Raw genomic sequence first — 18,408 nt, 5'->3', positions numbered from 1 at the left:
TCAGGTTTAAAGCTTTTATTGTTTTACCCGTCAATTACTGGTCAATTTGCAGCTCATCCATATTTTCAGAAAAGCGCCAAGTTCTGATAATTCGTAGCTCGGTATAATCCTTCATTTTTTTCTCAAACGGGCCAAATGGTGCAGCCTGACGCACCGAATCCTTGGCAGCCTCATCCAGAATGTGATAACCAGAACCCTGCAATAGGCGAATGGCACGAATATGACCATTCGGCATTAAAATCACCATCAGCTGCACTTCACCATGCAAATGCTGGGCGCGTGCTTCCATTGGATAATGCTTGTTGCCCAATTGCTCCACCTTCTGGGTAAACCTGGTCATATAGAGGGCTGTATCATCAGCGCGCGCTGACACACTATCAACCGTATGCACATTGGTCTTGTGGGTATATTCCTGCTTACGCTTGGCATATTGTGCTTCCAGCGAGGCAATCATGGCCAGTTGCGCTATGTCCGGGCTACTGGACACGCGGGTTTGCGCTTCCTGCTCGCGCTCAAGATTACGGGCCTGTTTTTGCCAGCTTAAGGTCGTGACCAGCACCTGTTCTGATGCTGCACGTGCCTGACTTTGTTTTTCGGTTTGCAATGCCAGTTGTTCAGCCACTTCCTGCTGGTCAACAGATGCAGCCTGCTGATCCGGACTGGTCATGCGATGGATATTGCGCAACACGCCTGCACCCTGCTGGTCAGACTGTGCAATGAAATCAGCATCAGTGACTTTTTGTGGACTTAAATGCACTGCAATGGCAATGTCCTGCATTGCGGCCTTGGGTGGATTGGGGGCAACAAAGGTAGTGGCCAGCAGTGCCACATGAAACAGGCAGGCTACCACCACTGCACCCTGCAACAGGCGATCCTGGGCAAAACTTGCCGGGCCAATATGGCGCGCTATATCCTGTTTTGTCATGCTGCTAAAAGTCCTGTTACTTCCCTGTTAAGGCGTGATTGCCTGCGTCATAGACGTTGCCTCAATGTAGTCTATGCGCCCTGAATTGTTCAAATAAAGCCCAGAGTGCCTGTTGCGGTTTCATTTTTATAACCATCACATGTAAAATAAAGCAGTAACTGTGATAATTTGGATACATTCAAGGATTTATATCTGCACGCAGTGAGCCAGCATTGTAGACAAACCATGCTGTGCAATCAATGTGATCAAGCCAATGAGAAACTAGGATATGCAACGCGTTTTCAAGAAAATTGCACAAAACATTAGAGGCTTTTATCACAAGGCAGAAGATTTAATTGAAGAAGAACGTGAATTACCCCTGTCGCAAAACCTGCTCAATGCCACTATTCAAAAGTATGTTACTGATAATGTAGAAGCGCTCAAAGACCTGCATGCCGACATTTATGATGACTGGTGCCGCCTATATGCCACACTGGATTACAAAGGCATTTACACCACGCTTTCAGTTGATTTGCGTCTGGTACAAATGCAGCTAGACAAGGACATTCAGCAGTTGGTGTTTGAGCAAATCAGTGAAACGCAGGTAATTAGCGCCAGTTTTAGCAGTGCATTCAAGAAAATTGCCTTTAACATTGCAGTCTATGTTTTCCAGCGCATTTTGCATAAAGACCCGTTAGGCCTGATTCTGGAAAAGCTGGATGTGATTGAAATCAAGCATGATTTGCTATACTTAGGCTTGAACAAATATCTGGAAAAATCGGATAAGGTGATTCGTACCTTAAACAAGATTCATGTCAATCATGCCATTTTGCGCGAAGGGCAGTTTGTATTGAAAGCCAACCTGAATTTGCCGGGTATTTTCCGGCGTGATCCACAGCGTAACACCCTGATTCTGGATCTTGATGGGGATGACGACGACGGCTTGCAGGAAATTGATTCTGCCATTGACCCAAAACCCAGCGACTTTAAATAGGTTTAAAGGTTCATGGCGGGGTATTTAAGGGCTTACTGCATTATCTTGTTCTACTAAACCCAATAATAGCTTTGTTTAATTTATCTACACTTGAATCATTAAGCGTGCATATATTCATCTTATTTTTGTGAATTGGTTAAATTTCTAAGCATTATGCTTGCTCCCTGTTGTGTTCCCTTGTGGTTTAGCAATTTACCCTCATCTATGTGTAGACTGAACATAAGCAAACCTAGCTGTAGCCTTAAAAGGTTATGGCGCATGAGATCGCAGAGGTGATGATAACAATGACTGGTTTTAAACAGATGCTGACTAAAATTTCCTGCAAAACCATTTTGGCAACGGCGCTGGCATCCATCACGCTGAGCAGTGCCTATGCGGTAGTTCCATTTACTGCAACCTATAGCTTTAATCTGGATAATAAGGCATCTGGTACGGCGGTGCGCAAACTGTCCCGGCAAGGCAACCAGTGGGTGTATAACTTTGACGCCCGTGTGCCTGTCATTGCGACTGCCAGCGAAAAAAGTGTATTTAGCCTGAGCAATAATCAGGTAGTGTCCCAGCATTACCAGCGCCAGTACAAAATTCTGGTTCATAACCAGCAAACCAGCCTTGACTTCAACAATGCCAGCAAAAGCATTCAGGTTAAACGTGACCAGAAAAACAGTCAGCTGCCGTGGCAGGCAGGAGTGCTGGATGACCTGAATGTGGAAATCCAGTTGCGTGAAGACTTAAAAAAAGGCGGGCTGAAGTCCACTTACCTGATTGCAGACCAAAAAGACATTACGCCGCGCCAGTTTGTCAATGAAGGCTCGGTGAAAGTGAATACCCCTAGTGGTAGTTACGATGCGGTCAAGGTTCGCATTAACCATCAGAAAAAGGATAAAAGTACCGTATTCTGGCTGGCGCCAAGTCTGGACTACTTGCCAGTGAAAGTTACCCATAATGATGATGGCAGCGTGTATACCTTAAACCTGACCAACTACAAGCCATCGTAACCTAACCAATATTTTAGTACAGGCTAACAAGCAAATCCCCGGGAATTAATATTTCCGGGGATTTTTTTCATCATTGATGACGTTTTAAGGTCAGGTTGCACGCGTATCACGCTTATTGAATACGCTCATGCCCAGCCAGGATATGTGCCAGTCTGGCCAAGCGCTTGCCTTGCGCAAGACACAGGTTTTTTTCTTCCGTACTTAAGGGCTGGTCATGATTGGGACCAGTCACATAACTGGCACCATACGGTGTACCACCACGCTGGGTAGACGATAGCGCTGGATGTGCATACGACAAGCCCATCAGGAACATGCCATGATGCAATAAAGGGTTCATCATACTCAGCAGCGTGCTTTCCTGCCCGCCGTGCATAGTGCCAGTGGCAGTAAATACACAAGCTGGCTTGCCTTGCAAATCTCCAGCCAGCCACAGGCTACTGGTTTGATCCAGAAAATATTTTAGCGGAGATGCCATGTTGCCAAAGCGGGTCGGACTGCCCAGTGCCAAACCCGCACACTGGCGCAAGTCTTCAAGCTCGCAGTACAGCTCTCCGTCTGAAGGCACAGAAGGCGCCTGCATGGTAGTAACCGGGGCAATTTCAGGCACGGTACGAATTCTGGCTTCCAGTCCATAAGGCAGGCCTTCCTGCTCAATTCCTTCTGCAATCAGATGTGCCATCTGGCGGGTGGTGCCATATTTGCTGTAATACAACACCAGAACATAACGCGACATTTTAATACCTATAAGCCAATAGCTGACATTAATGCCAAAAAAGATACACAGAATCAGCAGTTAACAATGTTAAGATTTTTCCAGTTCTGTTAAATCATAACCTGTAATGCAGGTGCAATTGGGGAAATCCATGCTAAAACTGCTGGAAAAATTACCGTTCTATCACAAGGAATGGTTTCAATTTTTACTGTTTGTGGTGGAGCGTTTTGAGGCCGATAAATGCCGCCAGCAGGCAGGTTCACTCACCTATACCACTCTGTTTGCCGTCGTGCCCATGCTCACGGTGTTTCTGGTGATCATTTCATCCATCAAGGCGCTGGCACCGGCCCGTGAGCAGTTACAGCATTTTATTTACAGTAACCTGCTGCCACGTACTGGCGTTGCGGTTGAGCAATACCTGAATAAATTTACTGAAACTTCCAGTAACCTGACCGTGCTGGGAATTCTAGTGTTATTTGTCACAGCTATCCTGATGCTCAGTTCTATTGAAGATGCCTTTAACCATATCTGGCGCGTGAGCAAATCGCGGGGCGGCATGATTGGTTTTATGCGCTACTGGACGATTATTTCCCTCGGCCCAATCCTGCTGGGTAGTGCCTTTGCGGTATCCTCAACCCTGGCTTCCATGAAGTTTCTGAGCAACAATATTGCCGGTTATGAGCTAAATGGTGAATTCTGGCTATGGCTGATTTCATTTGCCCTGACCTGGCTGGGCTTTAGCTTATTGTACTGGACCATTCCTAACCGGCGTGTCCCTATTACCTCGGCCTTTATTGCGGGCCTGTTTAGTGCCTTGATGTTTGAGGGCTTGCGCCAGTCATTTGGCCTGCTGATGAGTAATTTTACCAGCTATGAACTGGTGTATGGCGCATTTGCCGCCTTCCCAGTTTTCCTGTTGTGGATTTTCCTGTCATGGAATGTGATTTTGCTGGGCGTGGAAGTGAGCTATGCCATTACTGCCTTTACCACCCGCACCGACATTAACCGCCATCCTGTGTTGATTTTACTTGATATTATGGAGCTGTTTTACCATCATCAAAAACTGGGGCTGGCGGTGAGCGATCAGGATGCCTTGTCGATTTTAGGCCGTGGCGAATTTGAAAATGAAACTTCTTATCTGGAAACGCTGGAAGACAATAACCTGATCAAGCGTACTGAAGAAGGTCATTACATGCTGTGCCGCGACCTGAACTCTATTGATTTCTGGTCATTTTACCGCACACTAAACTATCCCTTACCCAAACGTGAAGACCTGGGCCGTGTACACCATGATGACCGCTGGCTAAAGGTGATTGGTCCATTGTTTGTGCAATCTGATGATTATCTGGCAGCCAAACTGTCGATTCCCATGGCGCGGATTTTTGATGCCGAATAATCAATGGTTAGCAAGGCCTGATTGAACTTAAAATTCTGACTAGTTCATCACTGGACATTACTGTCAGGCGCTGCTGTAAATATAGCAGTGCCTGTTGAAACATTGGATGCCAATCCTCTAAAACTGTTTCAGATTCATTTGCAAGCCAGTCTATTTGTTGACTGTTATTGATAACCAGCGGATGCCAGAAGAACTCAAACCAGTGCCCGCCATCATCCTGCGTAAAAAATTGCCACTGGTCTGGCAAAGCATCGCTTGTATTACATCCATAAAAATGCCAAAGCTGACCAGTTGCTGCAATGGTCTGATTGCCCAAATGATTAATTACACTTGCCTGAATTCCTGCTTCTTCCCGTAACTCACGTAAGGCAGCCTGCGTAGGCAATTCTCCCGGCTCTATGGTTTCCTTTACCAATTGCAGTCCGGCAAGAGGATGCCTAAAAGCCAGAATTTCAAGGTACTTTATTTTGGCATCGTGACGCTGGCGTAATAATACCGGACAGGCTTTATTGATCACTATAATGCAGCTTATTTTTCAGTACAGGACTAAAGTATCTCACATTGCGGTATGTTTTTTGTATAATCGCCGCACTGCACGCAAACGCCAGCCCAATGTTGCGATTGGCCAGCAAAACCCTCTGCGAGACCCTAATATGACCTCTTTTGCAACACAGACTGTCATCAAACAGGATGACCTGATTACTTCAATCAAAGATGCACTTCAGTTTATTTCCTATTACCATCCGCTGGATTTCATTCAGGCCATGAATCGCGCTTATGAAGCTGAGGCCAACCCTGCGGCTAAGGATGCCATTGCTCAGATCCTGATTAACTCCCGCATGTGTGCCGAAGGCCATCGTCCGATTTGTCAGGATACCGGCATTGTTAACGTATTTATGGAAGTGGGTCTGGATGTGCGGTTTGACCTCAGCATGAGCCTGGATGATGCGATCAATGAAGGTGTGCGTCAGGGTTATCTAGAAAATACCAATGTGCTGCGTGCTTCCATTTTGCGTGACCCTGCGTTTGGCCGCCAAAACACCAAGGACAATACCCCTGCCGTGATCCATTACAAACTGGTTCCGGGCAATCAGGTGCATGTCACCGTGGCAGCCAAGGGCGGTGGCTCTGAAAACAAGTCCAAACTGGTGATGCTCAATCCTTCTGACTCGATTGTGGACTGGGTATTAAAAACTGTACCAACCATGGGTGCAGGCTGGTGTCCACCTGGCATGCTGGGTATTGGGATTGGCGGAACCGCTGAAAAAGCAGTGTTGCTGGCCAAGGAAGCCCTGATGGAAGACATCGACATGCACGAGTTGCTGATTCGTGGCCCGCAAAACAAGCTGGAAGAACTGCGTATTGAGCTATATGAAAAAGTGAATGCACTGGGTATTGGCGCACAAGGTCTGGGTGGCCTGTCCACCGTACTGGATATCAAGATCAAGGATTATCCATGTCATGCTGCCGGTAAACCCGTTGCCATGATTCCAAACTGTGCTGCTACCCGCCATGCGCATTTCCATCTGGATGGCTCAGGCGTTGCGCACATGCCTATCCCGAAACTGGAAGACTGGCCGCAAGTGACCTGGTCGACCTCCAAATCCAAACGCGTGAATCTGGATACCCTGACCCGGGAAGAAATGAATGCCTGGCAACCAGGTGACACCCTGCTGCTCTCTGGCACCATGTATACGGGCCGTGATGCGGCACACAAGCGCATGGTAGACATGATTAACAATGGCGAGCCATTACCGGTTGATCTGCAAGGCAAGTTTATTTATTACGTTGGCCCGGTTGATCCGGTGCGTGATGAAGTGGTTGGCCCTGCTGGCCCGACCACGGCTACCCGCATGGACAAATTTACCGACAAGGTACTGGAACATACTGGCCTGTTTGGCATGATTGGTAAGGCTGAGCGTGGCCCTGCTGCCGTCGAAGCCATCAAAAAGCATGGTGCATCCTATTTGATGGCCGTGGGTGGCGCTGCTTATCTGGTCTCCAAAGCCGTGCGTGAAGCTGAAGTGGTTGCCTTTGCAGACTTAGGCATGGAAGCTATTTACAAGTTTGTAGTGGAAGATATGCCGGTATCTGTGGCTGTAGATGTCAATGGCACCTCGGTACACGCCACTGCGCCAAAAATCTGGCAAGCCAAGATTGGTAAAATTCCAGTGACGGATGCTGCGGGTTAATTTACGCCTGTTCCTCATTTCGTTACACTCTTTAGTTGGCTATACTCAAGGCACTCATGCGCTTAAGCATGGGTGCTTTTTTATTAAATATAGAGTTATAAAAATGTTTAAAAAGATAGTTCTAATAATGAGTTTAGGTTTTTGTACCTCTTATGCCATGGCTACCCCGGCAAAACTTGAATCCATTGAGCAAATGCTGGTAGAAACTGAAGCAAAAAATCTGATGGCACAAATAGCCCAAAGTGCCAAGCCTGCCATTGAACAACAAACCATTCAAGCAGCAAAAGAAATGTTGCAAAAAGAAGAACTTTCGGCCAATGAACTGGCAATTGTCATGCAAATGCAGGAAATTTTATTTGAAGAAATGTCCTCAATGATGAGTTGGGAAAAAATGAAGGCAATGATGATTAAAGGCTATCAGCAGACATTTACGGAAGAAGAAATTCAGGCCAGCCTTAGGTTTTATCGCACGCCCGAAGGTAAATCCATGATGCAAAAGATGCCGCAGTTGATGCAAAACATCATGCAGGACAGCCAAACCCGCTGGTCAAACTTTGCTCCGTCCGAAAAAGCGCTAAAAGAGCTGCAAGTACTGCGAGAAAAATTGCTTCAAACCAGTTCCTGATTGATAAGCAATAAAAAAGCCGCATGACATTACCCATACGGCTTTTTGAATACCTTTTCACTTACCAGGTTAGCGGATTCCACAGCTTGAATGGCTTGTCCAGATGAAGCTGCTTTTTCTCTTCCAGTTGCTTTTTATTGACCTTGTCTGGGACTTTACCATTAAAGGCTGCCAATTCCGGCTGATCAATATTGTCACGCTTCACAAAGCTATAGCCCGGTGTTCTTAAGGTAGTGCCGCTGATTTCACGTAAGGCCTGCTCTGTCGGCATCTGCATCAGTGGCCCGGCTTTTAGCAGCCCATCCGCTTTATTGGGTGTGCCACGGAATTTTTGTTCTTCATAGCGTAAAAAGTAGCTTTTGCCTGCTTCCACAGAAAAATCAACCGCCGTGCCTTTCTGGAAATGAATCACACCTACCGGACGGCTAATATTCAGGCGATAGGTTCCTGCAGGCAACTCAATCCAGTAGTAATGGTTATCCAGCAGGCTTGGAATGCGCTTGTCATTTAAAAAGAAGTTGGGCGCAACAATTTCCTGATGATTCCAGGTACTGTGGGTGCGGTATAAATACACAATGGCAGAATTGGCGGTAGTGGGCATCACCTGCTTGAATGGCTCGCCTTCGTTCTGGTTCACCCAGCCACCCACTGAAAACGGATCAAGCCGGAACCGATTTTTGTGCGGATCGGTATGGGCATAATCAATGGTTTTTAAGGTCGAAGGATTGGCAATTGCCTCTTCGTTTGGCTGCTGCTTGTACTTAATTAATCCAAACAAATCAAACTTATGTGCCTGGGTTGCCTCAGGTTTAGGTGTCGTGGCACATCCTGTGAATGCAGCTGCCAACAGTGTAATGACCGGTAAATAATGCATTGGTAAATAACGCATGGCTTCCCTCAGGCGTTTTATCTTGTTGTTTACTCACTGCCTCAATGCAGCTAGATCGCTCTTAACACTAGCATCCTAACACTAGCCTTGGCAAAATAACATAAAACTTTCCCTAAAATGAATCCTTGCAGTGGTTTATGCGACGAATAAAACTTCTGGCTTTTATTTCAGCTTTAAAAATCCATAAAAAAACCGGCATGAATTGCCGGTTTTTTATCTGAAAATTAACGCTTATTGACGTGCGTAAATGCTCAGCTCAACACGACGGTTTTGTTGCTTGCCTTCGGCAGTGGCATTGGAAGCGACTGGCTGGGCAGAACCATAACCCTGTGCATTGATACGGTTGCTGGTAACACCCTTGTTGATCAGGTAGCTGGCCACCGCATTAGCGCGGTTTTGTGACAATGGCAGGTTAATGGCATCGCTACCAGTGCTGTCAGTATGGCCGCTAACCACAATTGCTGTTTTGGTATCTTCAGCCAGTGTCGCTGCTACTTTGTCCAGCGTAGAGTAGAAGCTTGGGCTGATACTGGCAGAATTGGTGGCAAAAGTAATGTTGCCCGGCATCACCAGTGCAATGGAACCATCAGGATTACGTGATACATCAACCCCTGTACCTGCCATTTGCTGACGTAGTTTTTTCTCTTTCTGGTCAAGGAAGTAACCACCAGCAGCGCCAACAACCGCGCCAATGGCAGCTGCACGGCCAGCCTTGTCTTTATCGCCATTTGACTTGGCAACACCAGCACCCAGCAGGGCACCCAAACCGGCACCAATTGCAGTTTTATTATAATCACGCTGACCAGTTGTTGGATCAGTAGTACAACCCGCCAATGACAAGCTACCCACCAACGCTGTAATCACAAGTGCACGCATGGATTTTCTCCTTAGTAATTTATTGAACTTGCTGGAAAACATTCTGAGCAGGAATGTTTTCCAGCACTATACTCTTTTTGTTAACAAATAATTTTTTTGTTACATTTGGGTTGAGCATTTGCTTTATTTCTAATCAATTAGGCCATTTTTGTCTGGTTTTCTCCTATTTCTTTAGGGCAGTTTGGCCTGAGACGGATTAATTCAGGTCATGGCTGCTTTTTGGAACAAAATGCAATTTGCACTCTCCCCTATTCTTTTTTACCATCAGGACGGTAAATAACGTTGCAAGTGAGAAAGTCGCTTTATGGCTGTATTAGACAAATTTATGAAAAACAAGAAAGTGGCTGAAAAGCTGCGTGGCCTGACCATTGCAACTGCCATTACATCAAGCACTTTTTTGCATGGGCCGCCAGTACTGACACTGGGCCTGCTCAAAACCATCATTCCTTCGCGCAAAATTGATGAAATGGCGATTGGTTTGACCAATAGCTGGCTGGGTGTGAATAACTGGCTGATTGATCATGTGTTGCCGGATATCGACTGGCAAATTACCCTGCCCACCGAATTAAGCCTGGATGGGCGTTATCTGCTGATGTGCAACCATCAAAGCTGGGTAGATACCACCATCATGCAGTATGTCGGCCTGACACGCATGCCGCTGACCCGCTTTTTTACCAAGTGGGAACTGATCTTTATTCCATTTTTAGGATTGGCCTTCAAGATTCTGGGCTTTCCCATGATGAAACGCCATAGCAAGCAGGCCATTGCCAAGAATCCAGCCTTAAAGTTGCAGGATCTGGAAGAAGCCAAGCGTGCCTGTTCTAACTTGCAGCGCCAGCCCTATACGCTGCTCAATTATCTGGAAGGCACGCGTTTTACGGCAAAAAAACATCAGGAACAAAACTCGCCTTACCAGCATTTGCTGAAACCCAAGACTGGTGGCATTGCACTGGCGCTACAAATTCTAGGCAAGGAAATTGATGCGCTTATGGACATGACCATTGTGTATCCGGACGGCATCCCAACCTACGGCGATTTCTGGACAGGGCGTGTGCGACGGATTGGTGTAGATATTCGTCAGATTGAATTGCCGGGCTGGGTACTGGCCGGCGACTATGAAGAAGACATGGCTTACCGTGCGCGCTTTCAGGACTGGGTCACCCAGCTGTGGCAGGATAAGGATCAGCGAATTGAACAAATGCTGCAACGCTTTGCAGGAACCGAACAAAGCCTGAACCCTGATTTACCGGGTCTTTCCCATCAATCCTCAACGTGATGGGTTAAATGAATCCAACTGCCCAGCCTAATGGCCCTACTCTGAATTCACCTGACGAGTTGCCGGGCCACAAGCCACCTACCCGTGCCTGGCGCGCCTTTTTAATTTACGACATTCTGATGATGGTACTGATTGTCGTAAATTTGCTGACCATTGCCATTGATCACCTGATGTTTACCAACATCGGACTTTCGGCGGCCCAGTTTATTGGTCAGACAGGCTGGGTTTATGAATACCGTGCGCAGTTACATCCTGTGGTTCAAACCGTGGATGAATGGATTACCATTTATCTGGTGAGTGAATTACTGGTACGCTGGCTGGTAGCCATTGTTTTTAGGCATCATCACCGCTGGTTTTTCTTTCCATTTATTCACTGGTATGAATTTCTGGCCTGTATTCCGACCTTCCGTGCCTTGCGTCTGTTACGGGCGATAGTGATTGGTTATCGCCTATACCAGCTTGGCTACAAGGTCTTGCCGGACAGCTGGTTGAAGGCGGGTCGTTTTTATTATCAGGTGGTCATGGAAGAATTGTCAGACCGTATTGTGCTGACCATTCTGGATGGCGTTGAGCGTGAATTAAAAACCGGTGCAACCCATCATCACTTGCTACATCAACTGGTCAACAGTCACCGGGTACAAATTGAGCAGGCTATGGGTGAAGTGCTACAAAACAACCTTGCCACAGCCTTAGAAGCCCAGCAGCAGCAGATTGCACAAGGGGTTGGCCAGATTGTAAGCAAGGCCATCAGTGATACACCAGAACTGCACCGCCTGCTGCGCCTGATTCCTGTCGTTGGTTCGTTGATGGAACAGCAACTGCAAAGTATTGGCCAGCGCCTGGGTGAAAATATTACAGCCGGGCTGATTGAACCGTTCGCCCAGCCTGCAACAACCAGCCAGCCAGTCAATACAGCAATTAATACCAGTGCCAGTTATCTGGGCCAGCTCCGGATTGATACGCCTGCCCTTGAAAAGCTGGTGGAATCCCTGGTGTTTGAAAGCCTTGATGTGATTCGCCAACAGGTCAAGATTCAGCACTGGAAGCTGGATCAGGCAGTACAGGAAGACCTTGCCACGGCCACCCGGCAGCCCGTATCTGTGCCGAACACTTAATTTTTTGTATTTTACAATAAATGATGGTGAAAACTGCCTTAACATGGCTAGTTTAAAGCGTTAATTTGGACTACGATTCAAAACAATTTGATGGTAGTTGATGGGCTAAACGCCTGTGCTCAGGCAATACAGCCCTTAAGGACAAAATATGAGCGATATTCGCATTAATGGCCGGATGGTCAATTTTTCGCGTTTAGTTTTTCAAACCAATGATCATGACAAAATAAAAAAGGAACTGGAAAAACATCTAGGTACCCAGGGAGAACATAATGGCACGCTAGTCATTCTGGACAGTACCGTTGAGAACAACCTGATTGCCTTAATCCAGCTACTGGTGGATTTTGGCCTGCAACCGATGGCGGTCATTGATGGTCAGCTTGGTGATCAGGCACGCATTATCCAGTTTCCAGTGCTCAACCGTGACCAGCCCATGCAGCGTATCAAGCCAACCGAAGATACAGCGGTAAGCGTACCCAGCATTGAGCCGGTAGTAGCGCCGGTTGCGGCAGTAGCCAGTCCACGCCCGGCAGCACGCAATATTATCCATAAGGAAGTATTACGCACTGGCCAGAGCCTGAATGAAGATGATGGCGACATTATTTTAATTGCAGACATGAACAGCGGTTCAGAAGTGATTGCCTCAGGCAGCATTCATGTTTATGGGACAGCACGCGGCCGTGTTATTGCCGGTGCCAGCGGCCAGCAGCAATCCCGGATTTTTTGCCAGCGTCTGGAAGCAGAACTGGTATCCATTGCAGGAACCTATTGTGTAGCGGATGATATACCCGCTGACAGGATTGGCAAATCAGTGCATATTTGCCTGAATTCCGATCAGGAACTTGAATTCCATCTGCTACCCCATTAAGGTATGCATAAATTATATACAGATCAATAGATATAACAGATATCTAGCCCGCTGTAATTTCACACAGGAGTTTATTCGGTGGCCAAAATTGTTGTCGTAACATCAGGCAAAGGTGGCGTTGGTAAGACCACGACAAGTGCATCTTTTGCAACAGGACTGGCTCAGCGTGGCCACAAGACTGTCGTCATTGATTTTGATGTGGGCTTGCGTAACCTTGACTTGATCATGGGTTGTGAACGCCGTGTGGTTTATGATCTGGTGAATGTCATCAACAATGAAGCACGTTTGCAACAGGCCCTGATCAAGGATCGTGACATTGATAACCTGTATATCCTGCCTGCCTCACAAACCCGCGACAAAGATGCCTTGAGTGACGAAGGCGTTGGCCGTGTCATTGACGAGCTGTCACAGGAATTTGACTACATCATCTGCGATTCGCCAGCAGGCATTGAGCGTGGTGCAATTCTGGCCATGTATCACGCTGATGAAGCCCTGATTGTTACCAATCCTGAAATTTCCTCAGTGCGTGACTCTGACCGCATCATTGGCATGCTGGACAGCAAAACCAAAAAAGTTGAGCGCAATGAAGGACGCATCCGCAAGCATCTGGTGATTACCCGTTTTGATCCTAATCGTGCCCAGCGTGAGGAAATGCTGAGCATTGAAGATATTGCTGATGATATTTTAAAGATTCCAACCCTGGGTGTTATTCCAGAATGCCCATCAGTACTGAATGCGTCTAACCAGGGCGTTCCCGTTATTCGTGAAAACGACTCCAAGGCCAGTGAAGCCTATGATGATCTAGTGGCACGTTTTCTGGGTGAAGAGCGTCCCTACCGTCACATTCAACCACAAAAACAAGGTTGGTTAGCTCGACTATTTGGAGGATAACATGGCTGGTTTCTGGAGTAATTTATTTAAGAATGATGAAAAGCCGACCAGTGCCAAGGCTGCGAAGGATCGCTTGAAAGTTATTGTGGCCAGCGAAAACCGGTTGGGCCGTCGCTTGAGTCAGGACAAGATTGACCGCATGAAAATTGAAATCATGGAAGTGGTTAATCGTTACGTCCGGGGTGTGGATGAGCAGGATGTACAAATGAGTGTGCGCTCTGAAGCAGACATTGAAATGCTGGAAATGAACATTAACCTGCCTGAAGAACGCTAGGCTTCCTCTGATCCAGTAAAGCCAGTACGGGAAAAATGATGAAGGTTTTCAGTTTTTCTCATTTTACCTGTCTGGCAAACTCAGGCAAAATATGAGGCGGGGCAAGAAAAGCACTGCTTTTCCCCGCCGCAAGACGAGAGGCTCTGCTTCGAGTGGACTGGATAAGCAAAGCCTCTTCGCTAGTGCTACGTCTTACGGCATATATGTCTCATTTGCTCTAAGGACTAACACTCCGCAAGACAAAAGCGTTAAGTGGGCAAGCTGTATCAACTTTGCGCAGCGCTTGAGCGGCTAAGCCATTTATATCTGCTTCATTTTTTATCTTTTATTTTTAAAGCATCTTTGCCTGTATGGGTGATTTGCTTTGGATTGATCTCACAGGAGAGCCGCATGGCCGTTTCACAACCTGCAACATTTAATGAAGAATGGCCTGATTCCCGCGTCTTTGCTTATTTAAACCATTTGCCACCGCACGGGACTGATGCTGATTATTCAGTGCTCTATACCGCATTTAAACACATGCGTCCTTATGACTTTGAACGCCTGCTGACCAAGTTTGTGGCAGATGGCCGTAATATTCATGCAGCCAATCCACAGGGTCAGACCATTCATCGGGTGATTGCACAATATGCCAGTCAGGCTCAGCCTTTTCTGGATGTGCTGGCCAAGTTTGCCTGATCCCCTGCTGATCACTGGATATTTCCCAAGGGTGATTGGGTCTAATTGAATGTAAAAAAGCGGCGCTATGATGCACCGCTTTTTTTATGGCTGGATTTTAACCAAACTAAAGCTTAAGGCTAGTAAAACAGTTTGATACCAACACCAAGCTGTATGCCATCCATTTTTCCAACCGGAAATTCGCTATCCGATGCAAAGCCGCCTTTGCCATTACACACATTGTAGCCAGTGTCTGAAGACACCGTACCATCAGCACAACGAATGCGCTCATCAGCCACGTCCAGATATAGCTTATAGCCTGCATTGGCAAAAAAGCTTAAATTGGTGTTAGGAACCAGATAGCTGGCTTCAACGGACACTGGAAAAACCACAAAAGAAGCATCGGTATCATTATTAATGTTGGTTGCCCGTACATCAATATCGGCAATACCAATGCCAATGCCAGCAACCCCGCGCACGACAATATTATTCTGGTCATAAATCAGTACACCGCCCGTGCCGGTGACTTCAAAATAATTGACATCAGTTTTGCCATTGGGGGTATCGCCACTGCCCGTTGCAAACTGGGCATGCACTGCGGGTGCCAGCAAGCTGTCAAATTCACCCAGTTGCAAGGTGCCGGAAACCCCAGCCAGATCAAAGTTTAGCCCATCGTAATCTTTTACTTCAGGATTGGAATACAATAACTGACCACCCAGGCCAAGTGCAAAACTTTGTGTACTCACCAAGGTAGCGAACGCCACAGATAGCAGTTTAATTGTTGTGAATGCACGCATCCTAACCATCTCCATCGTATATCCATATTCTTGTTTGTGCAGCGACTGTAGCATTGTTTACAGGTATAAAAAAAGCATCTTTTCAATAAAAAATCCTGGCCCCATTCGCAGCATCAACAAATCATCATTAAAAAACAGCAACAAAAAAGCGATGCCACTTGCATAGCATCGCTTCTTTTTAGAAAAAATAATCAGAAACCGTTATTTTTTCTTTTTAGGTCCAATGAGCATGCCCATTTGACGGCCTTCCATTTTGGGCTGCTGTTCAACAACACCAAATTCAGCCACGTCACCCTCAATTTTTTGCAATTGCTTGAGGCCCAGCTCCTGATGCGCCATTTCACGGCCCCGGAAACGCAAGGTAATTTTTACCTTGTCGCCATCTTCCAGAAAACGCAGAATGGAACGCAGTTTGACCTGATAATCACCTACATCCGTACCCGGACGCAGTTTGATTTCCTTGACCTGAACCTGATGCTGTTTCTTCTTGGCATCTTTCTGCTTTTGTTTCAGGTCAAACAAATGCTTGTTGTAGTCCATAATCTTGCATACTGGCGGCTCGGCATTGGCCACGATCTCGACCAGGTCAAGTTCAACGGCTTCAGCAGCACGCAGTGCTTCAGTTAATGGCACAATCCCTTTTTGCTCACCTGCCTCATCAACCAGTCGTACTTCTTTGGCACGGATTTCATCGTTGATGGCAGGGCGGTTGCTCTTGGCAACTTGTTGCGGGTTACGGTCAGGCTGTTTAATCGCTATTACTCCAAAATATACCGGCCACGTTCGGCAACGGCGGATTGAACCAGTTCAATGAAGGCTTCAATGGACATGGTTCCCAAATTCTTCCCGGTACGCGTACGCACGTTGACTGTGCCTTCTTCCACCTCACGGTCACCCATGACCAGCAGGTAAGGAATACGCTCGAGGGTACGTTCGCGAATCTTAAATCCGATTTTCTCGTTTCTCAAGTCACTGATTACGCGTAAACCACGCTGATTTAACAGTTGAGTAACATTTTTGCACGCATCACTTTGTGCATCGGTAATATTCATCACGCACGCCTGAACAGGCGCAAGCCACGGCGGCATATAACCGGCGTAGTGTTCAATTAGTATACCAATAAAACGCTCGAAACTGCCAAGTATTGCGCGGTGCAACATGACAGGATGGTCACGGTTATTGTCTTCAGTAACAAAATTGGCATCCAGACGCTCCGGCATGTTCGGATCGCACTGAATAGTCCCGCACTGCCACACCCGGCCCAGACAGTCTTTCAGGCTAAATTCAATTTTCGGGCCATAAAACGCGCCTTCGCCCGGTTGCAGCTCCCACGGCAGGCCAGCCGCATCCAGCGCATCAGCCAGCGCTTTTTCAGCAGTATCCCACATCTCTTCACTGCCCACCCGCTTTTCAGGACGGGTAGACAGTTTCATTTGTACGTCTTCAAATCCAAAGTCTTTGTAGACATCCAGCGTTAGCTTGATAAAGGCGGCCACTTCGTCTGCAATTTGTGCGGCAGTACAGAAAATATGCGCATCATCCTGCGTAAAGCCACGCACTCGCATGATGCCATGCAGGGAACCGGATGGCTCGTTACGGTGACAGGAACCAAACTCGGCCAGACGTAACGGCAGGTCACGGTAGGATTTTAAGCCCTGATTAAACACCTGCACATGGCAGGGACAGTTCATCGGCTTAACGGCATAAGTGCGGCTTTCGGAATTGGTGATGAACATGTTTTCGGCATAGTTGGCCGCATGTCCGGATTTTTCCCATAGCACCAGATCAACCACCTGAGGCGTACGGATTTCCTGATAGCCATTGTCGCGCTGAACCTTGCGCATGTACTGTTCCAGCACCTGATAAATGGTCCAGCCATTGGGATGCCAGAACACCATGCCGGGTGCTTCTTCCTGCAAATGGAACAAATCCAGTGCCTTGCCAATCTTGCGATGATCGCGTTTTTCGGCTTCTTCAATGCGCTGGATATAGGCAGCCAGCTGTTTCTTATCAGCCCAGGCAGTACCATAAATACGCTGCAACTGCTCATTCTTGGCATCGCCGCGCCAGTAGGCACCAGACAGCTTGGTCAGTTTAAAGGCTTTTAAAAATCGGGTGTTCGGTACATGCGGGCCACGGCACATGTCGACATATTCCTGATGGTAATATAGTCCCATGGCCTGCTCGTCCGGCATGTCATCCACCAGACGTAACTTGTAGCTTTCACCGCGTTCGGTAAAGGTTTTGATCACCTCTTCGCGCGGTGTCATTTTTTTAATAACATCATATTCCTCATTAATGAGGTCTTTCATGCGGTTTTCAATGGCCGCCATATCATCCGGCGTGAAAGGACGCGGACTAAAAATATCGTAATAAAAGCCTTCTTCAATGACCGGCCCAATCACCATTTGCACATCGGGAAACAATTGCTTGACCGCATGGCCAATCAGGTGCGCACAGGAATGGCGAATAATTTCGACGCCTTCATCGTCTTTGGGGGTAATAATCTGCACCGTGGCGTCAGCATTGATCAGGTCAGAGGCATCACGCAGCTGGCCATTGACTTTTCCGGCAATAGTATTTTTGGCAAGACCGGGACCAATACTTAAGGCAACGTCCATCACTGATACAGGATGGTCAAAGTGTTTCTGGTCGCCATTGGGCAGGGTAATAACAGGCATAATGTATCCTTAAGGAGTGATGCCCTATACCAAAGGGCATATCACCGCGAGATGATAAATGTGATGGCAAACCAAAATATGCAAATTGACGCTAAATTGCCGGATAGACTACTATCAGACAAGCTTAAACTGGCATCAACGGCTGGCTTTGCCATAAAAAACGCACACTTTAACAACTATTGACGGCAATGGCTAGCCAACCTACGGCCTACAGACGTTTTTTCAGTTTTTAGGCATATTTATATCCCTGCATGCTGTCTGAAAGTACC

The 18,408-nt window shown here is 47.1% G+C and carries 19 protein-coding genes; 11 read left to right on the top strand and 8 right to left on the bottom strand.

The genetic code is table 11. The features are described from left to right. Positions 1-34 precede the first annotated feature (34 nt). Positions 35-925, bottom strand: a complete 891-nt coding sequence (locus tag Q337_RS17725; RefSeq protein ID WP_051526866.1) for an energy transducer TonB — start codon at positions 923-925, stop codon at positions 35-37. A 268-nt stretch (positions 926-1,193) separates the two neighbouring features. Here Q337_RS17725 and Q337_RS0112740 point away from each other — a divergent pair, with 268 nt between their 5' ends. Beyond that, a complete protein-coding gene (locus tag Q337_RS0112740; protein WP_026471919.1) occupies positions 1,194-1,898 on the top strand; it encodes a hypothetical protein in 705 nt (234 codons plus the stop codon). A gap of 284 nt (positions 1,899-2,182) precedes the next feature. Beyond that, complete coding sequence (locus Q337_RS0112735; RefSeq protein WP_228133132.1) at positions 2,183-2,893, top strand: DUF3108 domain-containing protein; 711 nt, start codon at positions 2,183-2,185, stop codon at positions 2,891-2,893. A gap of 112 nt (positions 2,894-3,005) precedes the next feature. On the opposite strand, the gene wrbA is transcribed toward Q337_RS0112735, so the two are convergent. Continuing rightward, positions 3,006-3,626, bottom strand: a complete 621-nt coding sequence (gene wrbA / locus Q337_RS0112730; RefSeq protein ID WP_026471917.1) for an NAD(P)H:quinone oxidoreductase — start codon at positions 3,624-3,626, stop codon at positions 3,006-3,008. Between the two features lie 130 nt (positions 3,627-3,756). Here wrbA and Q337_RS0112725 point away from each other — a divergent pair, with 130 nt between their 5' ends. Further along, the gene (locus tag Q337_RS0112725; protein WP_026471916.1) at positions 3,757-5,001 is read left to right on the top strand and encodes a YihY family inner membrane protein; all 1,245 of its coding nucleotides are present in this window, start codon (positions 3,757-3,759) and stop codon (positions 4,999-5,001) included. Between the two features lie 7 nt (positions 5,002-5,008). Here Q337_RS0112725 and Q337_RS17720 read toward each other — a convergent pair whose 3' ends face one another. Further along, a complete protein-coding gene (locus Q337_RS17720) occupies positions 5,009-5,518 on the bottom strand; it encodes an NUDIX hydrolase (protein WP_051526865.1) in 510 nt (169 codons plus the stop codon). Between the two features lie 136 nt (positions 5,519-5,654). Between Q337_RS17720 and Q337_RS0112715 the strand changes: the two genes are divergently transcribed. Together Q337_RS0112715 and Q337_RS0112710 are read left to right on the top strand one after the other, a co-directional pair. Then, on the top strand, positions 5,655-7,193 hold the full coding sequence (locus Q337_RS0112715) for a fumarate hydratase (protein WP_026471915.1): 1,539 nt from the start codon (positions 5,655-5,657) through the stop codon (positions 7,191-7,193). Then, positions 7,180-7,818 carry a DUF2059 domain-containing protein gene (locus Q337_RS0112710; RefSeq protein WP_084494832.1) on the top strand — a complete coding sequence of 213 codons (639 nt, stop codon included), beginning with the start codon at positions 7,180-7,182 and terminating at the stop codon, positions 7,816-7,818. The genes Q337_RS0112715 and Q337_RS0112710 overlap by 14 nt, the downstream gene beginning before the upstream one ends. 61 nt (positions 7,819-7,879) lie before the next feature. Here the strand turns inward: Q337_RS0112710 and Q337_RS17715 are convergent, their stop codons facing one another. Both Q337_RS17715 and Q337_RS0112700 read right to left on the bottom strand, forming a co-directional pair. Next, complete coding sequence (locus tag Q337_RS17715) at positions 7,880-8,707, bottom strand: DUF2846 domain-containing protein (protein ID WP_051526864.1); 828 nt, start codon at positions 8,705-8,707, stop codon at positions 7,880-7,882. A gap of 231 nt (positions 8,708-8,938) precedes the next feature. Next, the gene (locus tag Q337_RS0112700; protein WP_026471913.1) at positions 8,939-9,583 is read right to left on the bottom strand and encodes an OmpA family protein; all 645 of its coding nucleotides are present in this window, start codon (positions 9,581-9,583) and stop codon (positions 8,939-8,941) included. Between the two features lie 325 nt (positions 9,584-9,908). Between Q337_RS0112700 and Q337_RS17710 the strand changes: the two genes are divergently transcribed. From Q337_RS17710 to Q337_RS0112670, 6 genes are all read left to right on the top strand, one after another. Continuing rightward, positions 9,909-10,859: an acyltransferase gene (locus Q337_RS17710; protein ID WP_084494838.1), complete on the top strand. Its 951-nt coding sequence runs from the start codon at positions 9,909-9,911 to the stop codon at positions 10,857-10,859. A gap of 8 nt (positions 10,860-10,867) precedes the next feature. Continuing rightward, complete coding sequence (locus Q337_RS17705) at positions 10,868-11,974, top strand: preprotein translocase subunit SecA (protein WP_228133131.1); 1,107 nt, start codon at positions 10,868-10,870, stop codon at positions 11,972-11,974. 148 nt (positions 11,975-12,122) lie between these two features. Beyond that, complete coding sequence (gene minC / locus Q337_RS0112685; RefSeq protein WP_026471912.1) at positions 12,123-12,839, top strand: septum site-determining protein MinC; 717 nt, start codon at positions 12,123-12,125, stop codon at positions 12,837-12,839. Positions 12,840-12,917: 78 nt separating this feature from the next. Next, positions 12,918-13,730, top strand: a complete 813-nt coding sequence (minD, locus tag Q337_RS0112680) for a septum site-determining protein MinD (RefSeq protein ID WP_026471911.1) — start codon at positions 12,918-12,920, stop codon at positions 13,728-13,730. A gap of 1 nt (position 13,731) precedes the next feature. Then, positions 13,732-14,004, top strand: coding sequence for a cell division topological specificity factor MinE (gene minE, locus Q337_RS0112675; protein ID WP_026471910.1), 273 nt, complete (start codon positions 13,732-13,734; stop codon positions 14,002-14,004). Positions 14,005-14,394: 390 nt separating this feature from the next. Further along, the gene (locus Q337_RS0112670; protein WP_026471909.1) at positions 14,395-14,682 is read left to right on the top strand and encodes a PA4642 family protein; all 288 of its coding nucleotides are present in this window, start codon (positions 14,395-14,397) and stop codon (positions 14,680-14,682) included. A gap of 119 nt (positions 14,683-14,801) precedes the next feature. Here the strand turns inward: Q337_RS0112670 and Q337_RS0112665 are convergent, their stop codons facing one another. The 3 genes from Q337_RS0112665 to thrS form a co-directional block, all read right to left on the bottom strand. Next, the gene (locus Q337_RS0112665) at positions 14,802-15,458 is read right to left on the bottom strand and encodes a hypothetical protein (RefSeq protein ID WP_026471908.1); all 657 of its coding nucleotides are present in this window, start codon (positions 15,456-15,458) and stop codon (positions 14,802-14,804) included. A gap of 201 nt (positions 15,459-15,659) precedes the next feature. After that, positions 15,660-16,211 (bottom strand): translation initiation factor IF-3, encoded by a 552-nt coding sequence (infC, locus tag Q337_RS0112660; RefSeq protein ID WP_084494831.1) that lies wholly within the window; start codon positions 16,209-16,211, stop codon positions 15,660-15,662. Between the two features lie 5 nt (positions 16,212-16,216). Next, positions 16,217-18,139, bottom strand: coding sequence for a threonine--tRNA ligase (thrS, locus tag Q337_RS0112655; RefSeq protein WP_026471906.1), 1,923 nt, complete (start codon positions 18,137-18,139; stop codon positions 16,217-16,219). Between the last annotated feature and the right edge of the window lie 269 nt (positions 18,140-18,408).

Origin of the sequence: Alkanindiges illinoisensis DSM 15370 (assembly GCF_000619845.1) — a bacterium.
GTDB classification, from domain to species: domain Bacteria; phylum Pseudomonadota; class Gammaproteobacteria; order Pseudomonadales; family Moraxellaceae; genus Alkanindiges; species Alkanindiges illinoisensis.
This window is presented reverse-complemented; position numbering and strand designations above follow the sequence as displayed.

Bases quoted from the DNA above. Each gene is read 5' to 3' on its own strand.
- Q337_RS17725 (WP_051526866.1), bottom strand. From the start codon at position 925: ATGACAAAACAGGATATAGCGCGCCATATTGGCCCGGCAAGTTTTGCC.
- Q337_RS0112740 (WP_026471919.1), top strand. From the start codon at position 1,194: ATGCAACGCGTTTTCAAGAAAATTGCACAAAACATTAGAGGCTTTTAT.
- Q337_RS0112735 (WP_228133132.1), top strand. From the start codon at position 2,183: ATGACTGGTTTTAAACAGATGCTGACTAAAATTTCCTGCAAAACCATT.
- wrbA (WP_026471917.1), bottom strand. From the start codon at position 3,626: ATGTCGCGTTATGTTCTGGTGTTGTATTACAGCAAATATGGCACCACC.
- Q337_RS0112725 (WP_026471916.1), top strand. From the start codon at position 3,757: ATGCTAAAACTGCTGGAAAAATTACCGTTCTATCACAAGGAATGGTTT.
- Q337_RS0112715 (WP_026471915.1), top strand. From the start codon at position 5,655: ATGACCTCTTTTGCAACACAGACTGTCATCAAACAGGATGACCTGATT.
- Q337_RS0112710 (WP_084494832.1), top strand. From the start codon at position 7,180: ATGCTGCGGGTTAATTTACGCCTGTTCCTCATTTCGTTACACTCTTTA.
- Q337_RS17715 (WP_051526864.1), bottom strand. From the start codon at position 8,707: ATGCGTTATTTACCAATGCATTATTTACCGGTCATTACACTGTTGGCA.
- Q337_RS0112700 (WP_026471913.1), bottom strand. From the start codon at position 9,583: ATGCGTGCACTTGTGATTACAGCGTTGGTGGGTAGCTTGTCATTGGCG.
- Q337_RS17710 (WP_084494838.1), top strand. From the start codon at position 9,909: ATGAAAAACAAGAAAGTGGCTGAAAAGCTGCGTGGCCTGACCATTGCA.
- Q337_RS17705 (WP_228133131.1), top strand. From the start codon at position 10,868: ATGAATCCAACTGCCCAGCCTAATGGCCCTACTCTGAATTCACCTGAC.
- minC (WP_026471912.1), top strand. From the start codon at position 12,123: ATGAGCGATATTCGCATTAATGGCCGGATGGTCAATTTTTCGCGTTTA.
- minE (WP_026471910.1), top strand. From the start codon at position 13,732: ATGGCTGGTTTCTGGAGTAATTTATTTAAGAATGATGAAAAGCCGACC.
- Q337_RS0112670 (WP_026471909.1), top strand. From the start codon at position 14,395: ATGGCCGTTTCACAACCTGCAACATTTAATGAAGAATGGCCTGATTCC.
- Q337_RS0112665 (WP_026471908.1), bottom strand. From the start codon at position 15,458: ATGCGTGCATTCACAACAATTAAACTGCTATCTGTGGCGTTCGCTACC.
- thrS (WP_026471906.1), bottom strand. From the start codon at position 18,139: ATGCCTGTTATTACCCTGCCCAATGGCGACCAGAAACACTTTGACCAT.